At 34.1% G+C, this 24,986-nt stretch carries 24 protein-coding genes; 7 read left to right on the top strand and 17 right to left on the bottom strand.

The features are described 5' to 3' along the window. Window positions 1-102 precede the first annotated feature (102 nt). From TX86_RS09815 to TX86_RS09835, 5 genes are read right to left on the bottom strand one after another with little or no spacing between them, the layout of a single operon-like run. Window positions 103-828 carry a HEAT repeat domain-containing protein gene (locus TX86_RS09815; protein WP_042348436.1) on the bottom strand — a complete coding sequence of 242 codons (726 nt, stop codon included), beginning with the start codon at window positions 826-828 and terminating at the stop codon, window positions 103-105. 16 nt (window positions 829-844) lie between these two features. Further along, window positions 845-1,564, bottom strand: a complete 720-nt coding sequence (locus TX86_RS09820; RefSeq protein WP_042348437.1) for a hypothetical protein — start codon at window positions 1,562-1,564, stop codon at window positions 845-847. Then, window positions 1,564-2,316 (bottom strand): hypothetical protein, encoded by a 753-nt coding sequence (locus TX86_RS09825; RefSeq protein WP_154663095.1) that lies wholly within the window; start codon window positions 2,314-2,316, stop codon window positions 1,564-1,566. The genes TX86_RS09820 and TX86_RS09825 overlap by 1 nt, the downstream gene beginning before the upstream one ends. Further along, on the bottom strand, window positions 2,300-3,196 hold the full coding sequence (locus TX86_RS09830; protein WP_042348442.1) for an ATP-binding cassette domain-containing protein: 897 nt from the start codon (window positions 3,194-3,196) through the stop codon (window positions 2,300-2,302). Before TX86_RS09830 ends, TX86_RS09825 begins: the two co-directional genes overlap by 17 nt. Continuing rightward, a complete protein-coding gene (locus tag TX86_RS09835; protein WP_042348444.1) occupies window positions 3,196-3,573 on the bottom strand; it encodes a GntR family transcriptional regulator in 378 nt (125 codons plus the stop codon). The genes TX86_RS09830 and TX86_RS09835 overlap by 1 nt, the downstream gene beginning before the upstream one ends. A 333-nt stretch (window positions 3,574-3,906) precedes the next feature. Here TX86_RS09835 and pepF point away from each other — a divergent pair, with 333 nt between their 5' ends. Further along, window positions 3,907-5,694 carry an oligoendopeptidase F gene (gene pepF / locus TX86_RS09840; protein ID WP_042348446.1) on the top strand — a complete coding sequence of 596 codons (1,788 nt, stop codon included), beginning with the start codon at window positions 3,907-3,909 and terminating at the stop codon, window positions 5,692-5,694. A 538-nt stretch (window positions 5,695-6,232) separates the two neighbouring features. Here the strand turns inward: pepF and TX86_RS09845 are convergent. After that, a complete protein-coding gene (locus tag TX86_RS09845; RefSeq protein WP_042348448.1) occupies window positions 6,233-6,607 on the bottom strand; it encodes a hotdog family protein in 375 nt (124 codons plus the stop codon). A 301-nt stretch (window positions 6,608-6,908) separates the two neighbouring features. On the opposite strand from TX86_RS09845, the gene tgl reads away from it, so the two are divergent. From tgl to TX86_RS09860, 3 genes are all read left to right on the top strand, one after another. Beyond that, window positions 6,909-7,760, top strand: coding sequence for a spore coat transglutaminase TGL (gene tgl / locus TX86_RS09850; protein ID WP_042348449.1), 852 nt, complete (start codon window positions 6,909-6,911; stop codon window positions 7,758-7,760). Window positions 7,761-8,029: 269 nt separating this feature from the next. Further along, entirely contained in the window at window positions 8,030-8,371 is a 342-nt protein-coding gene (locus TX86_RS09855) for a YolD-like family protein (protein WP_042348450.1), read from the top strand. Window position 8,372: 1 nt separating this feature from the next. Then, entirely contained in the window at window positions 8,373-9,647 is a 1,275-nt protein-coding gene (locus tag TX86_RS09860; protein ID WP_042348451.1) for a Y-family DNA polymerase, read from the top strand. Between the two features lie 615 nt (window positions 9,648-10,262). Here the strand turns inward: TX86_RS09860 and TX86_RS09865 are convergent. Continuing rightward, a complete protein-coding gene (locus TX86_RS09865) occupies window positions 10,263-11,045 on the bottom strand; it encodes a nucleotidyltransferase domain-containing protein (RefSeq protein ID WP_042348453.1) in 783 nt (260 codons plus the stop codon). A 195-nt stretch (window positions 11,046-11,240) separates the two neighbouring features. On the opposite strand from TX86_RS09865, the gene TX86_RS09870 reads away from it, so the two are divergent. Next, on the top strand, window positions 11,241-14,408 hold the full coding sequence (locus TX86_RS09870; RefSeq protein ID WP_042348455.1) for a DEAD/DEAH box helicase: 3,168 nt from the start codon (window positions 11,241-11,243) through the stop codon (window positions 14,406-14,408). 132 nt (window positions 14,409-14,540) lie between these two features. On the opposite strand, the gene TX86_RS09875 is transcribed toward TX86_RS09870, so the two are convergent. Continuing rightward, entirely contained in the window at window positions 14,541-14,846 is a 306-nt protein-coding gene (locus TX86_RS09875) for a hypothetical protein (protein WP_042348457.1), read from the bottom strand. Window positions 14,847-14,967: 121 nt separating this feature from the next. Here TX86_RS09875 and TX86_RS09880 point away from each other — a divergent pair, with 121 nt between their 5' ends. Both TX86_RS09880 and TX86_RS25735 read left to right on the top strand, forming a co-directional pair. Next, window positions 14,968-15,309, top strand: a complete 342-nt coding sequence (locus TX86_RS09880) for a PadR family transcriptional regulator (protein ID WP_042348459.1) — start codon at window positions 14,968-14,970, stop codon at window positions 15,307-15,309. Further along, on the top strand, window positions 15,306-16,175 hold the full coding sequence (locus TX86_RS25735) for a permease prefix domain 1-containing protein (protein ID WP_052343621.1): 870 nt from the start codon (window positions 15,306-15,308) through the stop codon (window positions 16,173-16,175). Before TX86_RS09880 ends, TX86_RS25735 begins: the two co-directional genes overlap by 4 nt. 144 nt (window positions 16,176-16,319) lie before the next feature. Here TX86_RS25735 and TX86_RS09890 read toward each other — a convergent pair whose 3' ends face one another. From TX86_RS09890 to TX86_RS09930, 9 genes are all read right to left on the bottom strand, one after another. Beyond that, window positions 16,320-16,838 carry a GrpB family protein gene (locus tag TX86_RS09890; protein WP_042348461.1) on the bottom strand — a complete coding sequence of 173 codons (519 nt, stop codon included), beginning with the start codon at window positions 16,836-16,838 and terminating at the stop codon, window positions 16,320-16,322. Between the two features lie 328 nt (window positions 16,839-17,166). Further along, on the bottom strand, window positions 17,167-18,024 hold the full coding sequence (locus TX86_RS09895) for a DMT family transporter (RefSeq protein ID WP_042348463.1): 858 nt from the start codon (window positions 18,022-18,024) through the stop codon (window positions 17,167-17,169). Window positions 18,025-18,344: 320 nt separating this feature from the next. Further along, window positions 18,345-19,016 (bottom strand): Dph6-related ATP pyrophosphatase, encoded by a 672-nt coding sequence (locus TX86_RS09900; protein WP_042348465.1) that lies wholly within the window; start codon window positions 19,014-19,016, stop codon window positions 18,345-18,347. Window positions 19,017-19,038: 22 nt separating this feature from the next. Further along, the gene (nadE, locus tag TX86_RS09905) at window positions 19,039-19,872 is read right to left on the bottom strand and encodes an NAD(+) synthase (RefSeq protein WP_042348467.1); all 834 of its coding nucleotides are present in this window, start codon (window positions 19,870-19,872) and stop codon (window positions 19,039-19,041) included. Between the two features lie 217 nt (window positions 19,873-20,089). Further along, the gene (locus tag TX86_RS09910) at window positions 20,090-21,616 is read right to left on the bottom strand and encodes an acyl-CoA carboxylase subunit beta (protein ID WP_042348469.1); all 1,527 of its coding nucleotides are present in this window, start codon (window positions 21,614-21,616) and stop codon (window positions 20,090-20,092) included. An 18-nt stretch (window positions 21,617-21,634) separates the two neighbouring features. After that, window positions 21,635-22,417: an enoyl-CoA hydratase gene (locus tag TX86_RS09915; protein ID WP_042348470.1), complete on the bottom strand. Its 783-nt coding sequence runs from the start codon at window positions 22,415-22,417 to the stop codon at window positions 21,635-21,637. A 63-nt stretch (window positions 22,418-22,480) separates the two neighbouring features. Further along, the gene (locus TX86_RS09920) at window positions 22,481-23,380 is read right to left on the bottom strand and encodes a hydroxymethylglutaryl-CoA lyase (protein ID WP_042348471.1); all 900 of its coding nucleotides are present in this window, start codon (window positions 23,378-23,380) and stop codon (window positions 22,481-22,483) included. Window positions 23,381-23,412: 32 nt separating this feature from the next. After that, a complete protein-coding gene (locus TX86_RS09925) occupies window positions 23,413-23,625 on the bottom strand; it encodes an acetyl-CoA carboxylase biotin carboxyl carrier protein subunit (protein ID WP_042348473.1) in 213 nt (70 codons plus the stop codon). A 14-nt stretch (window positions 23,626-23,639) separates the two neighbouring features. Continuing rightward, a complete protein-coding gene (locus TX86_RS09930; RefSeq protein ID WP_042348475.1) occupies window positions 23,640-24,983 on the bottom strand; it encodes an acetyl-CoA carboxylase biotin carboxylase subunit in 1,344 nt (447 codons plus the stop codon). Between the last annotated feature and the right edge of the window lie 3 nt (window positions 24,984-24,986).

Genomic DNA, 24,986 nt, shown 5'->3' on the forward strand with positions numbered 1-24,986 from the left:
GTCCAAACCTTTTACTATTGGCTTCTTTTTTTGACTTTGTTAAATTGTTATGTCAATATTTAACGATATATCAATTTACTATTCTCTTGATAAGTCATTTTTTTAACTTTTAGTTCGGCTATTAATAATTGTGAGTGACCTCTTAGCTTCATTTCTTATAATCAATTGACTATCGTTTTCTTCGATTTCCATAAGAATTTTCACCATACTGATGTCGTTAAAACTTTCAAATGCTCTTACCAATTTCCATCGAATAATGTCATCGTTATGATAGTTTCTTAAGCATACTATAAGTCCATCAATAATTTGATTATCCGAATGTAAATTGTTATAAAAACAAATGAACCCTATTGCATCAATAACTTCTCTAATTGCAAAAATGTTATTGGTCTTAAGCACATCCATTAAAACTGGTAGAATATCTTCTTTCATATTAGCTAAAGTTCGAGCGATGATATCCCGCGGTAAAGGATAACTTTTCTTATTGAAACCTTTAGTAGGTAATGCTGTATGTTGATTATTGTTTATTCCCCCTAAATATTCGACCATAATCTTTGCAGACTGAACATCACCTTTTGAAAGTGCATCACATAATGCAATCTTTGTATAAAGTTTTTTTTCTTGTTTAAGAGTATGAAGAAATGAACGAATCAAGTCATCGTTTAAAGCATATTTCTCTGATAGTATTTTTACAGCGATAGTTCTCCTACATGCTTCTTTAGATTTAAGCATTCCCAATAGTTCAATTTTTGTATGATTACTATATTGTAGTAAACCTTCACTTGTAATCATCCCTCGACTTTGTAACTGAGAATCAGAGCTTTTCATTTATTTCTCCCTATTTTCAATCTGATTTCTTTAGTTTTTCCACATAAGTTATATTGAAATTATCTTCATTTTCAATTTTTACTCCTTTAGGAACCTTAATATATATAACGCTTTGTCCAATTGAATCATTGTGATCGTTAAATACGCTTTCCCCTGTAAATTGTCTAATAGGAAATCCTGCCGTCATTTTAGATAATTTAATTTCAGAGCGTACTAAAGTTATAAATAATGTATTATCTCGTAATTCCATTTCTATTGGTTTAATTTCATCTGTAATATCAATATCTTGATAATAATGCTTAGACGTATACATCATTGCTTCAATAAGATGATCATTACGTTCTTTCTCTTCTATATAAATTGGCATTTCTAGAAATTGATTTTGAATTTCCTGAATTTGTAGCACATTTTCTTTCCATTCAAACTCGTAACTAGATTTTATTAAGTTAGAATCAATCTGTTGCAAATTGCCTTGAAGTAAATCATTCTTAAATTGCGATATCTCCTTTGCCACTTTAGATTCAAAAGCTTCTTTATGTTTGGTTAGCTCATGTTTAGGTATAAATATTGAGATAAACGTTGCGATAATTAGTAGAAGAAGATATCCACTTAAAAACCACATCAGCTTCTTCGAAAATACGTTATTATTCCTTCTTAAATATTGAACTAAATATCTAAATAACAGAGCAAAAATTAAAAGGATTACTATAGGCAATATACTATTAAGAAGTGCCATTATTTTCGCACCTCCATTCGATTAAATAACAAAAAGGAAGCATAAAAACAAAGAGCAGAAGCTGTGATTGTTTTTAATACAAAAAGCCAAAAGGATGTTTCAAACATAAAAAACATACCAATATGTGCTAAAAAAATCATTTGATTATTCGATATGCTAATCAATGATATTCCTAATAGTAGTGCGGGAATAACAACTACAAATATTTTGTGTAACTGAACTAAAGAACCAATTAAATAACCGATAGCACTTACCAACCATAAGTAAAGAATCGTTGCTACAATTCCGAAAAGAGATTCTATTGGCGTATCAAGAAAATTACTTTGATTGATAAAGACACTATCTGATAAAAAATACAGCAGGTCTTGCAATAAAAAGCCAGAGAAAAAGGTTGTTATTCCAGCAAGGATACTCATTGTTCCTAAAAAAAGAACATCCGACATTGTACTACTCAAGCGATTATTTATAAATGAAAATTCGGCATTTCGATAATCTTTTGTGGTAATTGTTACGGCTGTGATAAAAGCCCATATTAACGAAAACGCAAACACTAAATCTGAATTAAAATAATTCAATTCGATTCCCAGAATACTTGTTCCCGAGCCAGACATTGCAGTTCCATTGAATGAAAACAAAATCGCTATTAATTGGGCAAAAATCAGTGAACTAATTGACCCTTTATTCGCTTTTAATTTGTACATATACTGTTTTTTTGTAACTTCACTCAAGTTCATTTTATTTAAAGACATCATCAATCCCTCCTTTTTGACGGTCTGTTAAATACACACATAAATCGCTAATAGCCACCATTGAAAGCTGAATCCCTTTGCTTTGAAGCTCCTGTTTTTCCTCTTCCGTTAAATCATTTTCAATAACAACATAAGAATACGTAGGACTGATTGCTTGTTCATATATAATATTTCGATGTGTTAACACTTGTTGAAGAACACTCATATCACCTTTAAGTCCCACTGCATATTCTTTTAATGCTGATACAGGAAGATGAAGAAGTGTATTTCCACCTCGCATTAACAAAATGTCTTCTAATAAATTTTCAATTTCGTCTAAATGATGACTCGAAAGGATAATTGTACGAGGATTGGCTAAATAATCTTTCAATAAGGCTCGATAAAAATCTTTACGAACTCCTGCATCCATTCCATTTGTTGGCTCATCAAAAATAGTAAGTTCTGCACGAGAAGCTATACCAATAATGCAATTAAATGTACTTCTCATTCCTTTTGAAAGCTGCGCATAATAATCCAATTGTTCTAAAGAAAAATAGTCAAACAAACGATGTGCAAGCTCACAATCAAAGTTTGGATAAAATCGACTCGCTTCTTCTAAAATTTGAACCAAATTTAGAGCTGACGGAAAGCTCATCTCCTGTTCAATATAGATAGAATTAGCAGACACAAGTAAGCTATTAAATGGTTTTTCTGAAAAAACCGTAATTTCTCCAGAAGTTTGACAGTAGAAACCACTTATAATTTTTAGTAAAGTCGTTTTCCCAGCACCATTACGACCTATTAGTCCAGTAATTTTGTTTTCTTCAATGGAAAAAGACATATTATTCAATACTTTCTTCCTCCAAAAAACTTTTGTAAGCTCTTTACACTGAATGATATTCATCACTCAACCTCCTTACTCTTTACCGCTCTAATCATGTCAAATAATTCATGCTCACTCACATTTAATCGTGAGGCTTCTAACACCAATTCTTTTACTAACTGAGTTAAAGTTTGATTTTTTCGTTTATCTACAATCATTTCACGTGCAGTATTCGTTACGAACATTCCAAGCCCCCTCTTTTTATACAAAATGTTTTCATCTACCAATATATTTAGCCCTTTTGCTGCTGTAGCCGGATTAATATTAAACATCTCGGCAAGCTGATATTGCGAAAATACCTTTTGATCACTTTCAAAATGACCACTCATTATTTCCGTTTCTAACCACTCAGCTATTTGAACATAAATCGGCTTTGATCCATCGTTATTTATTAGCAAGCTTCCACCTTCTTTCAACCTTAGTGCATTAGTGGTGTAATGTACTAACTTTAAAATATCGTAATTTCCCAATAAAAGCAATAACTAGTTCATATGAATGTTCATGTTATTCAAAAAGTCATATTGATTTAACAGCATTAAGTGTATGATTATAATAATAGAATATATAAAATGAAGCTTTGCTCGATGAGGTGCTTCCTTCATCCCCCATCGAGCATTAGTTGAACCAATACGGGTTCTTGACTTTTCTTGATTTTCCACTCTTACGTTTTGAAGTGGGAGTCCTAGGCCCCTAGTTAGAACAAGATTAATGACGAAGAAAGGATGATTATTATGCAAACTTACAAAAACCGCTCTGAAGTACCAACTTATGAGAAATGGGATTTAACACATATATTTACATCTGTCGCAGAATGGGAAAAAAGCTATCAAGCGATAGAAAAACTAATTGAGGAATTAAAACAATACAATGAAAACATCAATGATGGTGCGGCTCTTCTAACTTTTCTTAAAAAACAAGAAGAACTATCCAACATCTTTACCCTTGTATATGCATATGCAAAGCTAGGTAATGATTTAGACACACGTGATCATGATACGCAAGTTCTTCTAAAGAAAGCAGAAAGTTTAAGTTATAAATTACGAGAAGCCACTGCATTCTTCTTACCTTTTTTACTAAGTATGGATGAAGCTGTTTTAAAAACATACATTGAGGAAAATGAAGGATTACGCTATTTCGAGAAGGATTTATTTGAGACTTTCCGATACAAGCAATATGTGCTAAACAAAGAAAAAGAAGAACTACTTTCACTAATGGGTGAAGCTTATAGCGTACCAAGCAATGTCTATAAAATGATTAATAACGCCGATATTCAATTTGGTGACGTTACTAATGATCGTGGCGAAAAAGTTGAACTAACTCGTGGTATGTATCATAAATTACTTAAAGACCCTAATCGAGATAAACGTAAAGAAGCGTATAAAGCATACTATAAACCTTACGTACAAATGAAAAATTCCATTGCAACAACTCTTGCTGCTAATATTAAAAATAATGTAACGATGACAAAAATACGTAATTACCCTTCTGCACTCGAAAAATCATTATTTGGTGATATGGTTCCTAAAGAAGTGTATGATAATTTAATTGCTACTACAAAACAAAATATTGCAGCATTACATAAATATAGTGAAATACGAAAAGAAAAATTAGCATTAGACGAATTGCGTCAATATGACTTAAGTATGGAACTTGTCGATGAAGTTGAGCAAACAATTCCTTACGAAGAAGCATATAACATTATGCTACAAGCATTAAAACCACTCGGTGAAGACTATATTCAAACACTATCATCTTTCAGAAATAAGAATTATATTGATGTTAGAGAAACACCAGGCAAAATGTCAGGTGCTTATAATATGGGTGTTTATGGCGTACACCCTTATGTACTATTGAATCATCAAGATAATGTTGATAGTTTATTTACATTAGTGCATGAAATGGGTCATGCGATGCATAGTTATTATTCTAGTAAATATCAACCACGTATTTCAGCTGGATATTCCATATTTGTAGCTGAAGTTGCTTCAACTGTAAACGAGGTGCTCTTAATCCACCATCTTTTAAAAGAAGCTACTGACCCTGCTATCAAGAAATATTATATTAATCACTTTATTGAAATGTTCCGTGGAACGTTCTTTACACAAGTGATGTTTGCTGAATTCGAAAAAACGACACACGAACTGGCTGAAAAAGGCGAACCCCTAAATGTTGAAGTGTTCAACAACATTTATGAGAGATTATTTAAAGAATACAACGGTAGCATTATTACTTTCGATGATGAAGTAAAATACGGCTGGTCAAGAATTCCGCATTTCTATAGACCGTTCTATGTATACAAATACGCAACAGGCTTCGCAACTGCTATTCATCTTGCGGATCAATTAGTAAAAGGAAATAAAGAAGCACAACAAAAATATATCGCCTTTCTACAAAGCGGTAGTTCTGACTATCCACTTGAGTTATTAAAGAATGCAGGTGTTGATTTAAATAGTCCAGAACCAATTGAAAGTGCGTTACAGTATTTCACTAATTTAGTGAACGAATTTCAAACACTATAAGTAAATGACCATATTTATTATAAACACAATGATAAATTCCATAATAAGGGATTTTTTGATATAATAATACGTAACAACATTTTTTTATACATCTGCTTCGTCTACTTAGGTAGACCTAGAAGAAGAAATGGAGGGCTCTTCGCTGAAGTTTAATCTGACGATAGGTATATTTCTCGGGTATATCCTTAGTTTTTTCATCATCAGCTTATTAACTGGTCATTTTGATTGGGAGTTTTTAAAAGCTGTATTAATTGGTGGCTTATTAGGGTGTTTATTGATGTTCCTATTATTTAGAAAGAAAATCACAAAAGGGTCATAGCTCGTTTCCACAAAAGTAAAAAGTTTATATAACTAATCATTTATCAAAACATAAAGTAAAGGAGATACCATATTCGCTACGCTAATATGGTATCTCCTTTCTTGTATAATCACCAAAATTAACATCTTATGTAGAGTATGATAGCGATTTTGTAGCTCATAGAAAGTTCATCACTCATTCCGTTATCTTCTTCTGTAAATTGTAGAATAAATACAACTATTATAAAATAACCCCAGCAAAATTCCCTTTCAATACAATTTTCTCATTTTGGTTTGTACATACAAATGATGTGGTGATAGCTATTCTACGTTCTTGTTTTTCATATTTCTCAATTGTTACCTCACAAATTATTGTATCTCCTGTAAAAACTGGTTTAATAAACTCAAAATTCATTGTACGTGCGAGTACATTATTATCTCCGCCTATTTTAGTTGGTAATGTAGCTGTTAGCAATCCTTGAATGATAAGTCTTCCCTGCTCATCAGGGTTGATATGATGTGTTCCCTCGTCACCTGAAACTTTTGTAAATAACTCAACATCTTCTACTGTAAATTTTCGTTCGAACTTAATGACATCTCCCACTTTTAATCCCAAACTAACCTCTCCTTATTTTCAGATATATTTGAATATTAAAATAACAAACTCTCTTCTTCAACTTTTTTGCTTTTTTTACAGATAATTCAACTACTTTCGTTTTACGAATAATTAATTAACCTTTTTCAAATACATATTAAAATGAAAATCAAAATACATTAGATAAAGTGAAACTTTACTCGGTGGGATTTCCCATTCATTCACCACGAAAATTGGTTTAACTAAATAAAGTTGCAAGTCTTCTTTTTCATTAACTTATTAGTAGGAATCAATACTACTTAAAACTTGGAGTGAGGAGAGTATGATACAAATATCAGGGATACCTTTTCAACAAAGTAGCACGTGGATAAATGACAGCATAGAAAGTAGTATTATCCAAAGCATGCAAGCCGCTCCTTCTATTTATTCATATCAATCCATCAATGAATTACTATTTGAACTAAAACTTCGGAAAAATATTATAGAAAGTGCATTAGCAATGAATCAAGGACAGGCGCAATTTGAATCATTTGATAAAACACGTGCTAACCCTCAATATTGGGAAGTAACAGATGATGGAGGGTTGCAGCTGAAACCAGGTGTAAAACCATCTGTAGCAATTTCTGACATCTTTCAAAATAGTGCACAATATGCTTTCGAGTGTGCCACGGCAATATTAATTATTTATTATCGCGCTGTTCTACTAACCATAGGTGCACAATTATTTAACCAATACTTCCAAGATTTATATTTATATAGCTGGCATTCTGATTCTGATCTTGGCATACAAGTCATTGATACTAGTCACTTTATACCTGGAGATGTTGTGTATTTTAATAATCCAGAATTTCATCCAGAAACCCCTTGGTGGAGAGGAGAAAATGCAGTTTATCTTGGAAATGATTCTTATTTTGGACATGGAATAGGTATTGGCAGCGCTGACCAATTAATTCAAGCTCTTAATGATGTGAGGAAACCTGGAAGCAATCAATCAGCCTATCTGATTAATTCCGCTATAAGACCTTCTTTTACACATTTAATGCACTTGTCAACGCATCCACGAAGTTATCAAACTTACAAAGTTCAACTTGTTGTCATCCACCATAATGAAAGTTCGATTTCACTTCATCGCTATGTCTTATATTTAAATCAATTCTATAACCAGAGAACCTAGATAAAGGGCTGTCTGAAAAGTGATTTTTAATCATTTTTCGGACGCCCTTTTAATGTTTTGGAAATTACTTCATAATAGACTGACAATATTGCATTGAAATCTTATTTTCTATCCCATCTTAATAAAATGACATCTAATGGTTAAAATTCATAATAAATCCCTATTGAAAAACAGAACGTTTGTTCCTATAATTGTTTTTAACAAGAACAAATGTTTGTATATTTTTTTTAAAAGAACATAGGATAAAGAATAAAAAGGAATGGTTTACAATGGCTTATCAAGACAGAGGTATGATGAAGTGGCAAGGATTTGTTTTATCAGAACATAGTGAGGACATAAGTTATCATGATCGTAAAAAAATAAGTCCCATAATACTTGACGAGCAAACAATTGAACAATTCAATGAAATGTTGCAAGAATCGCATGAATATCACTCACCACTTAAAATCACTTCATCCAATCCAAATAACCTGTATGACGCTATCAAATATTCTATAGGCTATGTGTGGAAATACGATGCTATAAAAAAAGGAATTGTTGTCAAACAAGAAGATGGTACACAAGAATTCATCGCTATTGATTCGATACGCCACATATCTGAGGTAAATTAAGATGGAATTTGATCTTTCTACCCGACCGTGCAGAGATATTTTATGTGTGGATATGAAATCTTTTTTTGCGTCCGTTGAATGTGCTAAACGAGGATTAGATCCACTTACTACATACCTTATTGTAATAGGAAAAAAAGAACAACAAGGTTCAGTAGTGCTAGCATCCTCTCCAGCAGTAAAAAAAGAATTCGGAATCAAAACAGGTAATCGTAAATTTGAAATACCAAACGATGAACGAATACTTATCGTAGAACCTAACATGAAGCTTTACCTTTATATGAATCGAGTTATTCAAGATATATATAGACGTTACGTTAGCAATGATGACCTTCATATTTACTCGATTGATGAGTCTTTTTTAGATGTAACAGCTTCACAAAAATTATTTGGTAATAAATTTGAAATTGCAAGGCGAATAAGAGATGACATACAGCATGAATTACGCTTATGTGCAACTATAGGTATAGGCGATAATCCGCTTCTTGCCAAACTATGCTTAGATAATGAGGCTAAGAAACATCCTGAAGGTATTGCATATTGGAGCTATGAAGATGTACCAAATACAGTTTGGAAAATAAAAAAACTAACTGACATGTGGGGAATTGGTTCACGTACTGCACTAACCTTAAATAGAATGGGTATTACAACAGTAGGTGCTCTTGCAAAATACGATGTGAAACTGTTAAAGAAAAAACTAGGTGTCATAGGTGAACAGCTATATTATCATGCTTGGGGTATTGATTTTAGTCGTATAAATAAAAAAGTACCTCCCCGTGAAAAAAGTTATGGAAAAAGCCAAATTCTGTTACGTGACTATGTAAATCCATATGAGATTGAAACAGTTATAGCTGAAATGGCAGATGATGTTGCATCAAGGCTACGCAGACATCATGTAGTTGGAGAAGTGGTCCATTTAACTATAGGCTTTAGTAAAAATGAGTTAGGACGAGGGTTTTCTCAACAAATGAAATTAGAAACTGCCACTGACCTCACTTCTCGTATTACAGACGTTTGCTTGACCATTTTCCGAAAAAGATATCAAGGACAAATTGTACGTTCAATTGCTATTAGTGTAGGAAAAGTAGCTTCAAAAACAAATATGCAGCTTAATCTTTTTGCAGATACAGAAAAACTGCAAAAAGAAGAAGCTTTAGATGCAACTATAGATTCTATACGCGATAAATTTGGTAAAACTGCCATTATGAAAGCATCTTCCTATACGAACGGTGGTACAGCTATTAAACGAGCTGGCTTAGTTGGTGGGCATCAGGGATAGATTTATTAAAATAAGTACATCTCTTCTCCTTCTTTGACATAGAACTTTAAGCATTATAAAGAACTGCTAAAACTGTCGCAGATGTTATTTGTGGATACTATAAATTAACGTAAACAAACCTTAAGTAAAACCGTAAAAGAAATTGTTGTACCTCCCCACTTCTTTTACGTTTTTTTCTATTTTTTATTTTCTAAAGCATACTTGCTGGATATCCATATAAATGTCTCAGAGATACACGCTAGTAACAGATGGCTAATTACCACAGTGATTTTTGGAGAAGAGAGTTTAACATCTGTGCTATGGTAGCTCTACTACTCGTATCAGCAGTGACCCTTTTTGTAGCATTGATTAAAATTGTTATACTGAAACCTAATGTACTTACAGTTAAAAATAGTGTCGTAGAGCAATAAGTTGATACCCCTTAATTTCAAACAAAGGTGATATTGTTGAATCAAGCTCAGGTTTCCAAACGACTTGATTGTTATATTTTTTTAGTATAGTGTATTATCTCACATCAAAAATTAAACATTTTTACCCCGTTCTGAATTTAGAACGGGGTTATGCTGTTTGAGCCTTTAAAATTTGCTGATTAGTACGTAAGTTATTTCCAAGGTATTACCACACTTCCCGTAAAGTATCCCGAAATATTTTATCCAACTGCGGAGTTTGGTCATCAACCTTTTTTGTTACACTCTTTGCATATTCGGTTAATCGAACTAATTCTGCTTCTACAAAAGAATTAATTACATTAATACGCGGCTCTATATCTAGTTCATCACCTCTTAATTTACGCTCCAGAAGTACCTCTATTTCTTTTTTTAGTTCTAAATTTGGAACCATCTTTTCTAAAAGAGTATGAAATTCAAGTGGCGGAAACTCATCACGCGCCTCTATCCAACGTGCTGCTAACAATGGTCGCAATACATAGAAATACTTTTTTATTCGAACATTATCAGACTTTAAATATTCTCGAAAATTCTTATTAGTCATATTTAAATAATGATATAAGCAAGAGCTTGAAGTAAAAACTGATGAATGTAACATTTTAATTTGATCAATTGTTGTGAAAGCTTGATAATAGACAATCCTTGAATGTAACCATTCCATCAATGGCGGGTTAGACTTTCTATATAGCTTTAAGGCTTTTGTTAGGTCCCACCCAGCTATATCAAGAAGATTATTAATAGGTAATTCAATAACATCTCTTTTTTTACCTACACCTATAGGATCAATACTTAAATAATATTCAGGTTTATGTACATAAATGAAACGGACATCATAATCACTATCTTTAGAAGGAAAACCCCAAGCGCGACTACCTGATTCACATGCATACAATACCTTTACATCATTATCTATTTCGATTTGCTTGATAGCCTTTAATATAGTTTCTCTCACTTCCAACTCCTACTTTCTTTATTGTTTCTGCTTATCTATATACTTGTTTGATGTCTCTTATTATATCTAGATTACTTTACTTATCAGTGAATTTCCATCTATCCAACAACAGATGATGTCATTGCCCATCGTTAGTCGATGTATGATACAATACAGCTTATGTACAGAACGAATCTCTATGGAAGGAGAGCATCCATGAAGTTAAATCAACATGTAATTAAAGAAATGTGTGGAACTGTCTCCTTCAAGCGAGGAGAAGCTTTTCATCGTGCAGATAAAGTACGTTTTCAAGTAAACGGACCTACACACTTTGAAGCAATTGTGCAAGGAAAAGAAGATTTCCATGTCAAAATTGATATAGATGAAAATGAAGAAATCCAAACAGCATGTAGCTGTCCTACATTGTCGTCATTCACAAAAGATTGTCAACATATAGCGGCAGTTTTACTTGCCATTCATGAACGTTCCCGTCGAAGTGAAGTAATATTACCTCAAAGTGAAAACTATGGAATGGCAAATGACTTGCTGCAAATTTTTTCAAAACAATCTGTACGCTCTAGTCGTGAATTGAAACATTTCGAAGATAGACAAATGCTAGAGTTAGAAATCGTATGTGAACCGCTCTTAACGAACGAAAAAAAATTCGTTCCTGGAATTGAATTAAGAATTGGTGCTTTCCCTGTACTAGATATCCGAAGTTTTTTAATAGCAGTGCAGGAGGGGAAAGCTTATACATTTTCTTTATCTTTCACGTATGACCCTGTATATCACTGTTTTTCTTCAGAACAAGATAATATTTTACAACAACTAATTAGAGTGTTACATGATGACAAATTGTACATGGAGTCTCTATCAGAAAAGACATCTATTCTGCCTATTCCACCTTCATCATGGTCCGAATTACGCTCTTCACTTGTTTGTTTGAAGAATGCTAAACTTCGAGAAAACGGTGATGAATATACAAACTTGGGCTTTACGGAGGGAAAACTACCTCTTAATTTCTATTTTTCTCAAACAGCAAAAGGTTTTCAATGTGAGGTAAACGGACTAAACAGGCTGATATTAATGAAAGATTATCATACTGCTATCATAGATGGTCAAATGTTTACCATGACAGATGATGATACTAAACGTTTATATGACCTACAACAAATGCTTACAGCAACTGGGGCTAATATAATACCTATCGAGTATGGACAACTAGAACTCTTCCTCGAAAGAGTAGTGCCTGGTCTAAAAAAATTAGGAAATGTTCAATTACCTGAGAAACTGACATCATCGTTGACAAAAACACCTCTCATTGCCAATTTATATCTTGATCGAATAAAAAATCGATTGCTAGCAGGCGTTGAGTTTCAATATGGAGATATAACTATTGACCCTTTTAAGGAAGCTCCTAGCTTGCAAACGCTTTTGATTAGAGATGAAGATAAGGAAATGACCATTCTTGAATTGTTTGAAGAAAATGGTTTTTTGAAATCAGAAGGCGGCTATTACCTACAAAACGAAGAATTAGAATATGATTTTTTGAATCAAACGTTGCCAAAACTACAGCAAATTGCCAAAGTTTATGCTACTACCGCAATTAGAAACCGGATTCTTCGAGCACCGACTCCACCCCGGATCTCAGTTAGATTAAAGAAAGATCGAACGAACTGGCTTGAGTTCAATTTTGAACAAGATGGTATTCCTGATTATGAAATACGAGGTGTGTTGCAGGCGCTAGAGGAAAAACGTAAATACTATAGATTGAAAAATGGCTCACTACTGTCTTTAGATGCACGAGAATATGATGAAATTAGGCGATTTCTAAATACTGTTCCTATTCAAGAAGAAAACTGGGAAATGCCAGTAGTTCAAGGTTTACAGCATCTCGGTGAAGACAATGGGATTTTTCAATTAGAAGCCTCTTTCCGAGAATTTTTGAAACGCATAGAACAGCCAGACAAAAGGGATATTGAAGTACCCGCTCATATGAACTCCATTCTGTATCCATATCAGATACACGGATTCAAATGGTTAAAAACATTAAAAGAGTATGGATTTGGAGGCATTCTTGCTGACGACATGGGACTAGGAAAAACATTACAAGCCATTACTTATCTTGTTTCGGAACAAGCCGAAATGCGTAGGCAAGGAAAACCTGCATTGATTGTCTGCCCTTCTTCCCTTACTTATAATTGGTTAAGCGAATTAATGAAATTCGCTCCTGAAATTGAAGCAGTTGTTGCGGATGGTATAAAGTCTGAAAGACAGAAAATCCAACAACAATTTGCCGAAATAGATGTATTTATTACATCCTATCCATTACTACGCCAGGATTTAGGTTGGTTCAGAAAGCAAACATTCCATACGGTATTTTTTGATGAAGCCCAAGCATTTAAAAATCCAGTCACTCAGACAGCAAAAGCAGTGAAAATGATTAATGCTGACCATTCCTTTGCATTGACTGGAACACCTATGGAGAATTCGCCTGAAGAACTATGGTCCATTTTTCATGTTGTTTTCCCTGAATTGTTTATGGGGCTTAAAGAATTTAGCAATTTAAGAAGAAAAACAATCAGTAGACGAATTCGACCATTCATGCTTCGAAGAGTAAAGGAAGATGTCCTTGATGAGCTACCGAAAAAACTGGAATCACTTGAATTTGCAGAACTATTTCCAGAGCAAAAGAAACTATATATCGCTTATTTAGCAAAGCTTCGCCATGACACATTAAAGCATCTTGATCGCGATACATTTAGGAAGAACAAAATTCGAATTCTCGCTGGACTCACCCGCCTCCGCCAAATATGTTGCCATCCAGCATTATTTGTAGATGGATATGACGGTCGTTCAGCTAAATTCGAACAATTGCTGCGGATTGTTGAAGAATGCAGCCTTTCTGGACGTAGAGTACTGATTTTTTCTCAATTTACTAAAATGCTACATTTAATTAGACAGGAATTGGCTGTCCGTGGATTATCTTACTTTTATCTAGACGGTCAAACACCTTCCGAAGAACGAGTTGATATGTGTACCCGCTTTAACAAAGGTGAGAATGATTTCTTTCTTATTTCTCTGAAAGCAGGCGGTACAGGTCTAAACCTAACTGGTGCTGACACTGTCGTTTTGTATGATCTATGGTGGAACCCTGCCGTCGAGGAACAAGCAACCGATCGCGCCCACCGTCTCGGCCAACGAAACAATGTACAAGTTATCAAATTGGTGACCCGTGGGACCATAGAAGCCAAAATGAATGACCTCCAAGAGAAGAAACGGAATCTCATTGAAGAAATCATCGAATCGGATAGTAGTGATCAATCATCATTGACCGATGAAGATATTTGTCAGCTACTGAATTTGGATAGCATAAGTAAATAAACAAGGCTTCCCCTAAGTTATTAGAGGGAAGCCTTGTTTATTTTTGTCCGCTTTTCGCAATAATCCATCGATTTTTTGCCATTACTCAACTACTTCTACAAAAAAAACAAAAAGAAGCATCTTCTGCTCCTTCTAATTCAAATCTATATTGTGAAAGACCTTATCAATGTACACTACCTGTGTTAATAAAATTCTACTAATGCTTTTCTTCAATTCAGGATATACCTGACCTACATAGTCTTTCGGATCATGACAATAATATTTCTCTGCAATATTTACTTTATAATTGCAGGTTAGTTCAATAGAATTTGATTCTTCTATTCTTCTTGTACTAAACACTTCTACGTATAAATTTTTATTTTGAATGAAAATATCATTTGCATGATATTCTTGATCTTCACCTATTAAAAATCTAACAACACCTTCTGCACGTATCATTGATTATCACCTCGATATCACATTATAACAAATTGTAAAAGCTTAAGTATCTATATTTTTCAACAATACCTTGCATTATTAGGTATTATGTTTTATAAATAATTGTAAGGGATGTGATTATTTGGAAATAAATAAAGAAGTGTTGAAAGGTAACATCGATACAATGATTTTATCTCTACTAAATAAACACGATATGTATGGATATGAAATAGCAAAATTAGTTAGAGAAAGAAGTAACAATGTATTTGAATTAAAAGAAGGTACTCTTTATTTGTCTTTAAAGCGATTAGAAAGAAATAATTGGATTGAATCCTATTGGAGTGATGAACAAGGTGCGGGTGGACGAAGAAAATATTATAAGCTTACTCCATTAGGTGAAGATGGCTTTAAAGAAAAATGCTCAGAGTGGCACTTTGTCAAGCAATTGATGGATTCATTTTTGGAAGGAGTAAATAAAAAATGAAGCGTATAACTCAATTTGTTGATTCAATATATAAAAATGTTCGAGGAAATACTATTGAAATTAAAGAACTAAAAGAAGAAATGAAAATCCACCTCATTGAAACAGTTGAAACACTGAAAGCTGAGGGGAAAACCGAAGAAGAAGCCATTATGATAGCTCTAAATAATTTTGGAGAAGAAGAACAACTTAACAAAGGATTATCAGAATTCTTTTATGTACCTAAAAAATTTATGAAGTACCTTCTTTCTGTTAGCTGTATAGCATTTTTAGTAGCTTCATATATAATAATCTCTACTCTCTATTCTGATTATCAATTTAAACAAAATTTTAAAGAAAATAAAGCTTCCATAACGAAAGACATTCTACATATTGTAAAAGACTCAAAAGAACTTACCAATAATCAACTACAGCAAATTCAATCTGTCTTTAATGAACATAGTGATCAATTACAGCATATAGCACTCTTCAACGTTGATGAAAACAAAAATGTAGCTGCGTGGGTAAAACAAAATCCAAACATTAAACAAGAAGCTACAACCACTTATCCACTAAATTATCAATATGCCACAAATGCCTTCGATTCAAAAAGTCTAACATCAATGAGCAATGTTCCAACTCATGACGGATATGATTTAGGTACTGTTGCAGAATCTAATGATAATTGGGTAGTTCAATATCAATTTAGTCCCGAATATCGAGATATTATCGAAATGAATAATACATTATTAATAAAAGATTATCGTATCGCCTTTCAAATTCCATTCATTTTATATACTGTTTTCGGCGTAATTATTGCTATATGGATTTCGTTTCGATTTCCAGGAAAACCTATTGCTATTCAGAAAAATGTAAGTGTATTAAAATAAGAGCGTTCAAAAAAACAAATGATCACTCATCTTGAAGTATATAATACTTTTGTTTATGAAATTAGTTGATAGTTCTATTAATCTTAACAAGCGTATCATAATAGATACTCTTGTTAAGATTACATATATTTTAGCTAATATTACTTAACGTAAAGACCAATGCCATTTAAGAGCTTCTTTTTCAACGCTTTTAACAAAAGCATCTTTTCCATCACAATAGCTATCAATATTATTTGGATATTGTTCTGCTAGTTTGCTCTTTAATTCTCCATATTGTTCACATACTTCTGGGTGTGAACGAAGATAATCTCTATAACTTATGTGTCTTTCAATTTCATTAATGTTGTCATATTGAAAGGCATGAATATGATGAGTACGGTTATCTCCACCCTTGCGGAAAAATCTTCGTCCTGCGATTCCATATTCACCTTTAACTTCATACCCTAAAGCTCCGAATTGTGTAGAAAATGAATCTAATTTATTGATGTCATTGACCACAAGTAAAATATCAATAATTGGTTTTGCTTTGAGACCTGGAACTGACGTACTCCCAATATGAAAGCTATTCACTAATTCTTCTTGAAGAATTGATTTAATGGCATTCTCCTCTTTTTTATACATACTTCCCCAATTTTTATCATGTTCTACAACTTTTATCCTCATTACACAACCTCCTATCCAATTGAACACTGCCTATCACTTATGTTAAATATACTAAAACTCATGACATAATGGCTAAAATCGTCAATAAATAAAATTCCTTTTCTTTATTTTAATTAAACACATTATTACCATTTGGTTCTAGCCCTTCAATAGTAGAACAGTAAATAGGACTATAAGAAAAAACCTTCTCATAGTCCTATTTTAATAAACCTACTTCAAATAAGGTTTCACTTAATTTATTTTGATAAGATACAGTATCTTCTAATCACTACATGTAAAATTCTGTTTTGAATTTTTGTTAGCAATTCATAAGTTTCATCACATACAATCAAAACTTCTTTTCACTAACAAACGTAGACCCTAATAGCAATACCCCACCTAGCAATTGAACAAATGTCATTTGCTCTTGCAAAATAACAGTAGAAATTACTAAGGAAGTAATTGGATCAACATAACTCAAGGCAGCGATACTTTGCCCTTTTATTTTTTGCATACCCGAGAAAAAAAGCAAGAATCCTATTCCCGTGTGTACAATCCCTAAGATGATGATAAATGGAATAGAAGAACTTGATACTTCTAAAATGCCGAATCCTTCAGTAACAAATACATAAGGTAAAAGCAATAATGCTGCAATTCCAAGCTGAATTAATGTAAGTTCCATTCCGTCCATTCTTTTGATGAACTTATTTAATAACATTAATGAAGCGTAGAATATTGCTGCCATTAATCCATAGCCAATACCAATTAAATCATTTAAAGCAGATGTACTTACACTACCATTACCGACAATCAACAACATACCTAACATTGCTACAATGATGCAAATGATTTTTCTGATTGATAATTTTTCTGCAAGTACTAATGGAGAAAGAATCATGACAAACACAGGTGCAAAGTAATAACTGAGCGCTGCATTTGAAATGGTCGTGTGTTTATACGCTTGGAAAAGAAAAATCCAATTCCCAGCTAATGCAATGCTTGAAAGCAATATAATTATTTTATTTTCTTTTACTAATTTCCACGAAATTTTTTTCTTAATCACAAACATCACTATGATTAAAAATAAACTCCCAATAAAACCACGTAATAAAGCTATTTCACTCGAAGATAAATCAATGAATCTTACAAATAAACCGATTGTACCGAAGATGATCATTGATAATACGAATTGTATTTTAGATTTCATCGTCTACTCCTTCGAATCTGTGAAACAACTTATATTTCACAGATTCTTACTCTGTTTTTAATATAAGCTTATTCAGTACTGATTTCACAGTTGGAGCAAACGGTGGTGGTGATGTTGAAAAAGCATTCCATATGATTAAATTTGAATTTATTTGTGACATAGAAATTCCCCCTTTGAATTTCTATTAGAGTACACTAATTTTTATAATTAGGGAATTATATTTGCTAGAAAAATCAAAATAATTTCAACATAATATTTGAAACAAAAAATAAGAGGACAAATGTCCAATATGAACACTATCCTCTTATTTGTATTGTCCATCATTTCTCCATCAAAGAGATATCTTCTAAATGTAAGCGCCAAGTTGTTTCCAACTCTTCAACAGCACCTTCTGTAAAGATAACCTTCTTCTGAAAAAGTGGCCCATCATAAACGAAAGTGTGGTATTCACCTTTTTCCCCCATTGGACAAATAGATTGATTTTGAAGATCTTGATAGAAACTTTCATTAATTTCGCGACCAAGATCATCCTTACTAAAATGCTCTTGCATCGAACGAATCATTTTGGCGCGATAGCCAGAAGAAATAAATTGTTGTAAGGCAGTAGAAGCATCACTTTCCTTCATCCATAATGGATATAGAGCTTCAATTTCAGCCGCTTTAGCTACTTGTTCTCCCCACTCACGATGCTCATCAAGATATAAATCGCCGTAAGCAATTGCAGTAATTTGATATGTATTCCTTACTTCCTTTACTTTTGCAATAAAATCATCTGTATACGTTGGAAACGTACACGAAATCCACTCAACAGGTATGCCTAATGCTTGCCCTTGTGCTTCAATAGCTTCTCTTTTCTCTCCATGACCAAATGTTGCATTTAATTCTTTTGGAATCGTTGTTAGCAAGCACACTACTTCAATGCCTTGTTCATGCAATTTGTGAAGAGTATAGCAAGCATCTTTACCTCCGCTCCATGACAATGCTACTTTCATCTCTTAGTTCCCCCAAAAAAGCTTATTTTCTCCACCAGTTGTCATAAACAGTGATAGGACCAAATCGTTTATGCTCTGTTTTCAAGAACCAACTTTCTATTTTCGAAGCAGCTTCATCACTTACTGCTTTTCCTTCAATATAATCATCAATGTCATCGTATGTTACACCTAAAGCTACTTCATCAGGCAGTTGTGGCTTATCTTCTTCTAAATCCGCTGTTGGCTTCTTCAAGAATAAATGCTCAGGACACCCTAAATACTTTAAAATCGCTTTTCCTTGGCGCTTATTCAAGCGATACAGTGGTGCAATATCACAAGCACCATCACCATGTTTCGTAAAGAAACCTGTTATTGCCTCGGCTGCGTGATCTGTTCCTAATACAACACCTTGATAAAGTCCTGCTAAATCATATTGTACTTTCATGCGTTCGCGAGCTTTTACATTTCCTTTTAAGAAATCATTTAATTCTTTACCTGTTGCTTCTTTAACTGATTGCACACTTGCATCAACTGCAGGCTTAATATTTACAGCAACCGAAAGGCTTGGCTGAATCCAATTAAGGGCATCTTGACAATCTTGTTCATCAGCTTGAACACCATATGGCAATCGTACCGCAATAAATTGATATTCATTATTCCCTTTTTCTTCATTTAGCTCATTTACTGCTGTTTGCGCCATATAACCACAAAGTGTTGAATCTTGTCCTCCTGAAATACCTAAAACTAGGCTTTTGAAAAATGGGTACTTCTTTAAATAATCTTTCATGAAGTCAACACTTTTTCTAAATTCCTGCTTAGGATCAATTTCTGGTTTTGCCTTTAATACTTCAATAATTTCTTTTTGTAAAGGTCTCATAATAACCCTTCTTTCTATGTACTATGTAATTACAGTTGATTTTATCATAATTCTTAATCACTCTTGATATTTTTAAAGAAATACTGCATGTTGCTATTAAAATGCCCAATAGACAGAATTTTTTTCATTATATAAAGCATCTTATTAAAATTCTATTGTATCATTGGACAATACAAAAAAGCATCAAAGGGAATCCTTTTGATGCTTTTTATACAAATTATACTGGGTATACCCCATGCTTTCTAGTCGTAAATGTTAATTGCTTCGAACTATACGCATCAAAGCGACTAATTAATTCTTTGCGTAATTCATTTGGATGAACTACCGCATCAATAATCATCTCAGAAGCTAAACGATAAATATCTATGTCTTCACGATATTCTTCTCGTTTGCTCTCAATAAAGCTTTGACGCTCTTCTACTGGAAGTGCTTGGATTTTATTTGCGTAAACTGCATTTACTGCTGCTTCTGGACCCATAACTGCAATAGATGCAGAAGGTAGTGCTATACAGCAATCTGGTTCAAAGGCAGGACCCGCCATAGCATAAAGACCTGCACCATATGCTTTTCGTACAACAACAGAAATTTTCGGTACAGTTGCCTCACTCATCGCTGAAATCATCTTCGCACCATGTCGAATAATTCCTGCTTGCTCCACCTTTGTACCAATCATGAAACCAGGAATATCCGCTAAGAACAATAAAGGTATATGAAAGGCATCGCATAAAGTAATAAACTTAGCCGCTTTATCAGCGCTATCATGGAATAATACGCCACCTTTAACTTTCGGCTGATTCGCAATAATTCCTACCGTCTTTCCATCGATACGTGCAAGACCTGTTATGAGCTCTGCAGCGAACAATTTTTTAATTTCTAAAAAGCTTCCTTCATCGATGATACCATCAATAAATTCATACATATTAAACGGTGCATTTTGATTAGCTGGGATTAAGCTTTCAAGCGTTTTTTCTAAGCCAACTGGTTTACTTTCCGCATCTGCAGGCTTTTCAGCATAATTTTGTGGGAAATAACTAATATATTGACGAGCAAACGCAAGTGCTTCCTCTTCACTCTTCACTAATGCATCACCACAGCCGGAAACAGAACAATGCATTTTCGCACCACCCATTTGCTCTTCGGTTACTTTCTCACCAATAACCATTTCAGCCATTCGTGGTGAACCCAAATACATAGACGCGTTACCGTCCACCATAACAACAATGTCACAGAAAGCAGGTATGTATGCTCCTCCAGCAGCAGAAGGACCAAATAATAAGCATATTTGTGGAACTCGGCCTGAGAGCTGTACTTGATTATAAAAAATTCTTCCTGCTCCACGTCGACCTGGGAACATATCCACTTGATCTGTAATTCTTGCACCTGCGGAGTCAACTAAATAAAATATTGGAATGTTTAACTTTAATGCTGTTTCCTGAATACGTATGATTTTCTCAACAGTTCTAGCTCCCCAAGAACCAGCTTTAACAGTTGAATCATTAGCCATGACACATACTTTCCGTCCATGAATCGTACCAATAGCTGTGACAACACCATCTGCTGGCAATCCTTCTGCATTACAATTAGCAAATAAACTATCTTCTATCATTGTATCTTCGTCAAATAAAAGTGCTAAACGTTCTCGAACAGGTAATTTACCTTTTTCTTTATTTTTCTCATGATATTTCGGTAATCCACCTTGTTTAATTTTTTCTACCGTTTGAACATATGTATTTTCTTGACTCATTTACTGACAGCTCCTTCTTTATTGCCCTTTATAAACAGGCTTTCTTTTTTCAGAAAATGCTTGTAAACCTTCAAGGCGATCATTTGTAGGAATAGTTGCCGCATAGCACCATTCCTCTACTTTCAATGCTGTTTGCAAATCTGTTTCCATACCATGATGAATAGCTTTTTTCGCTTGTTTTAAAGCGACTGGGCCATTTTGGACAATTCTATTAGCTAAGAGGTAAGCTTCTTGAAGTAATTGTGAAGGTTCGATAGCACGTGAAATCAAGCCGATTTTCTCGGCTTCAGCACTATCAATTCTAGCTGCAGTATAAATAAGTTCTTTCGCTTTCGCTACGCCAATCAAGCGTGGTAGACGCTGGGTTCCACCCGCTCCTGGGATAATGGCTAAAGATGTTTCTGTTAAGCCAAAGCTTGCAGACGCTGAGGCAATGCGCAAATCACAAGCTAATGCAAGTTCTAATCCTCCACCAAATGCAACACCATTCATAGCTGCAATTACTGGCTGAGGAAGTGCTTCTAACTTTGTGAAGGTATCACGAATTTGCGATACAGCTTTCTCCACTTCATGATTAGCTAATCCTTTACGCTCTTTCAAATCAGCGCCGGCACAAAAAGCTTTTTCACCATTTCCTGTAATAATGACACAGCGAATGCTAGAATCATTTGCAAGAGTATCAAGCAATTCATTAAATTGTACGAGTAATTCTTTATTTAAAGCATTAGCAGCCTGAGGACGATTTAATGTAATCGTGATAATACCATTTTCACTTCGTTCAGATAATATGATTTGAGACAATCAATACACCTCCTTAGTCTTTGAGTTGAAAGGACAGTACCATTCATACTGTCCTTTCATTCCCTATTTAACTGTATTGTAAATGGCCATTTGGTGACTTCTTAGCGACTTGCGAATTCTATTCTGAATAAATACAGCTGCTGTTTGTAGTAAATCTTCATTAATCCCAGTATGATAGCCCATCTTCTCCAGCATATGAACTAAATCATCTGTTGCTACGTTTCCTGATGCACCTGGAGCATATGGACACCCACCTAATCCACCTAAGGCAGAATCAAACGTAGTGAACCCCATATCAACCGCTCGTAAAATGTTAGCTAACGCCATCCCTCTTGTATCATGAAAATGAAGTGCTATTCTGCTTTTGTTGAAATGTTTCGATAATTCACCAAGGACAATTTCTACCTTCGCAGGATCTGCCACACCAATCGTATCTCCTAAGGAAATTTCGGTTACTCCATATTGAAAGAGTTGTTCGCATATATCTCGAACTTTATCTATAGATACCTCTCCATCATAAGGACAACCAAATACTGTTGACACATAAGCTCGTACAGTTTTCCCAGCTTTAATAGAAGAAACCGCTACGTCTTTCAGTACTGGAAATGTATCATTTATGGATTTATTAATATTCTTTAAATTATGTGATTCACTTGCTGACATAAACAGACTAATTTCATCCATATCAGCTTCTAATGCCGATTCTAATCCTCTTAAATTGGGCACAAGTGCTGCGTAAGTAATACCTTCTTTTTTCTTAATACCTTTAGCTACTTCTAATGCATCACTTAATTGCGGAATCCATTTTGGAGGAACAAATGATGTGATTTCGATATAATTCAAACCTGTATTAGATAAAAGATCAATCCATTGAATTTTTTGTCCTGTAGAAATGATTTCTTTTTCATTTTGCAAGCCATCTCGTGGACCAACTTCTTTTATCACTATGTTCTTTTTATTCATATCTCTCACCTCACGACTCGACTTACTTCAGCCTATTCCACTGTTACTAGAACATCCCCCTCATTGACGAAATCATTCTCGCTGACTTTCACACTTGAAACTGTTCCATTTGATTCAGCAGCTATTGGTATTTCCATTTTCATAGATTCAAGAATCACAACATCTTGACCTTCCGTTACTGCGTCACCTTGTTTCACTAAAATTTTCCACACACTACCTGCCATACTCGCTTTTAATTCACTCATTTGTAGTTCCCCTTTCAAGCTTTCATATAATGTTTTTCAACAAACGCTGTTGTTGTATTGCCGTTTTGAAATTGTTCGTGTGAAATAATGTCTTTAATCATAGATAAATTCGTTTTTATACCTTCAACTTTAAATTGTTCAATTGCTTGAAGTAGCTCCTCAATACATTGACTACGCGTGTTTGCTTTTACGATTAATTTAGCAAACATCCCATCATAGAATGGTGTAACACTAGAACCAGCCTGAACACCAATATCATTTCGAATATTTTCACCTTGAGGTAATTGTAGACTTACGATTTTCCCAGGTGAAGGGAAGAATGTCTTAGGATCTTCCGCATATACACGCACTTCAATTGCATGACCATTTAACACAATATCATCTTGAGAAAATGATAATTTTTCACCATAAGCAATTCGAATTTGTTGTTCAACAAGATCGATTCCTGTAATTTCCTCTGTAATTGGATGTTCTACTTGTAATCTCGTATTCATTTCAAGAAAATAATAGTTTTGCTTCTCATCAACGATAAACTCAATAGTACCAGCATTCTGATAACCAATCGCAGATGCCGCCTGTACCGCTGCTCTTCCCATCTCTGTTCGCTTTGCTTCCGTCAGAAATGGAGACGGCGCTTCTTCAATTACCTTTTGATTACGTCGTTGAATCGAGCATTCTCTTTCCCACAAATAGACGGTGCGTCCGTGTTGGTCGGCTAACACCTGTATTTCAATATGACGTGGGTTTTCAATTAATTTTTCCAAATACATTTCATTATTATTGAAGAAGGTTGCTGCTCTCTTTTGATGACCTTCGAAGGCCTCACGCATTTCATCTGCATTGTGAACAGCTCCCATCCCAATGCCACCTCCACCTGCAGATGCTTTCAACATAATTGGGTAGCCAATTTTATCTGCTTGATATACCGCATCTTCAACATCTTTTAAAGGGAAAGAAATCCCTGGAACAACTGGCAATCCTGCTGCTACCATTGTTCTTCGTGACTCAATTTTCTTTCCCATTTTATCAATGACATCAGCTGAAGGACCAATAAATACAATACCTTCCTCTCGACATCTCTTTGCAAAGAGCGAGTTTTCACTTAAAAATCCGTAGCCTGGATGAATAGCTTCACATCCCGATTCCTTAGCCACTTCTAAGATTTTCTCAATATTATTATAGCTATCCTGAGGTCTTGGATTGCCTAATAAATATGATTCATCAGCTTCACTTACGAAAGGAGCCTCTCGATCGGCTTCCGAATACACAGCAACTGATTGAATGCCTAATCTTGTACAAGTTCGGATAATACGGGAAGCAATTTCTCCTCGATTAGATATAAGAATTTTTGAAAACAAGCC

The sequence above is a fragment of the Bacillus massiliigorillae genome, assembly GCF_000380245.2.
GTDB classification, from domain to species: domain Bacteria; phylum Bacillota; class Bacilli; order Bacillales; family DSM-1321; genus Bacillus_AD; species Bacillus_AD massiliigorillae.

Excerpts from the sequence above, each read along its gene's own strand:
- TX86_RS09900 (WP_042348465.1), bottom strand. The coding sequence starts at position 19,016 with ATGAAAGTAGCATTGTCATGGAGCGGAGGTAAAGATGCTTGCTATACT.
- TX86_RS09860 (WP_042348451.1), top strand. The coding sequence starts at position 8,373 with ATGGAATTTGATCTTTCTACCCGACCGTGCAGAGATATTTTATGTGTG.
- TX86_RS09890 (WP_042348461.1), bottom strand. The coding sequence starts at position 16,838 with ATGAGGATAAAAGTTGTAGAACATGATAAAAATTGGGGAAGTATGTAT.
- TX86_RS09855 (WP_042348450.1), top strand. The coding sequence starts at position 8,030 with ATGGCTTATCAAGACAGAGGTATGATGAAGTGGCAAGGATTTGTTTTA.
- TX86_RS09815 (WP_042348436.1), bottom strand. The coding sequence starts at position 828 with ATGAAAAGCTCTGATTCTCAGTTACAAAGTCGAGGGATGATTACAAGT.
- TX86_RS09830 (WP_042348442.1), bottom strand. The coding sequence starts at position 3,196 with ATGAATATCATTCAGTGTAAAGAGCTTACAAAAGTTTTTTGGAGGAAG.
- TX86_RS09920 (WP_042348471.1), bottom strand. The coding sequence starts at position 23,380 with ATGAATAAAAAGAACATAGTGATAAAAGAAGTTGGTCCACGAGATGGC.
- tgl (WP_042348449.1), top strand. The coding sequence starts at position 6,909 with ATGATACAAATATCAGGGATACCTTTTCAACAAAGTAGCACGTGGATA.
- TX86_RS25735 (WP_052343621.1), top strand. The coding sequence starts at position 15,306 with ATGAAGCGTATAACTCAATTTGTTGATTCAATATATAAAAATGTTCGA.
- TX86_RS09825 (WP_154663095.1), bottom strand. The coding sequence starts at position 2,316 with ATGATGTCTTTAAATAAAATGAACTTGAGTGAAGTTACAAAAAAACAG.
- TX86_RS09925 (WP_042348473.1), bottom strand. The coding sequence starts at position 23,625 with ATGAGTGAATTAAAAGCGAGTATGGCAGGTAGTGTGTGGAAAATTTTA.
- TX86_RS09875 (WP_042348457.1), bottom strand. The coding sequence starts at position 14,846 with ATGATACGTGCAGAAGGTGTTGTTAGATTTTTAATAGGTGAAGATCAA.
- nadE (WP_042348467.1), bottom strand. The coding sequence starts at position 19,872 with ATGAGACCTTTACAAAAAGAAATTATTGAAGTATTAAAGGCAAAACCA.
- TX86_RS09910 (WP_042348469.1), bottom strand. The coding sequence starts at position 21,616 with ATGAGTCAAGAAAATACATATGTTCAAACGGTAGAAAAAATTAAACAA.
- TX86_RS09820 (WP_042348437.1), bottom strand. The coding sequence starts at position 1,564 with ATGGCACTTCTTAATAGTATATTGCCTATAGTAATCCTTTTAATTTTT.
- pepF (WP_042348446.1), top strand. The coding sequence starts at position 3,907 with ATGCAAACTTACAAAAACCGCTCTGAAGTACCAACTTATGAGAAATGG.
- TX86_RS09895 (WP_042348463.1), bottom strand. The coding sequence starts at position 18,024 with ATGAAATCTAAAATACAATTCGTATTATCAATGATCATCTTCGGTACA.
- TX86_RS09870 (WP_042348455.1), top strand. The coding sequence starts at position 11,241 with ATGAAGTTAAATCAACATGTAATTAAAGAAATGTGTGGAACTGTCTCC.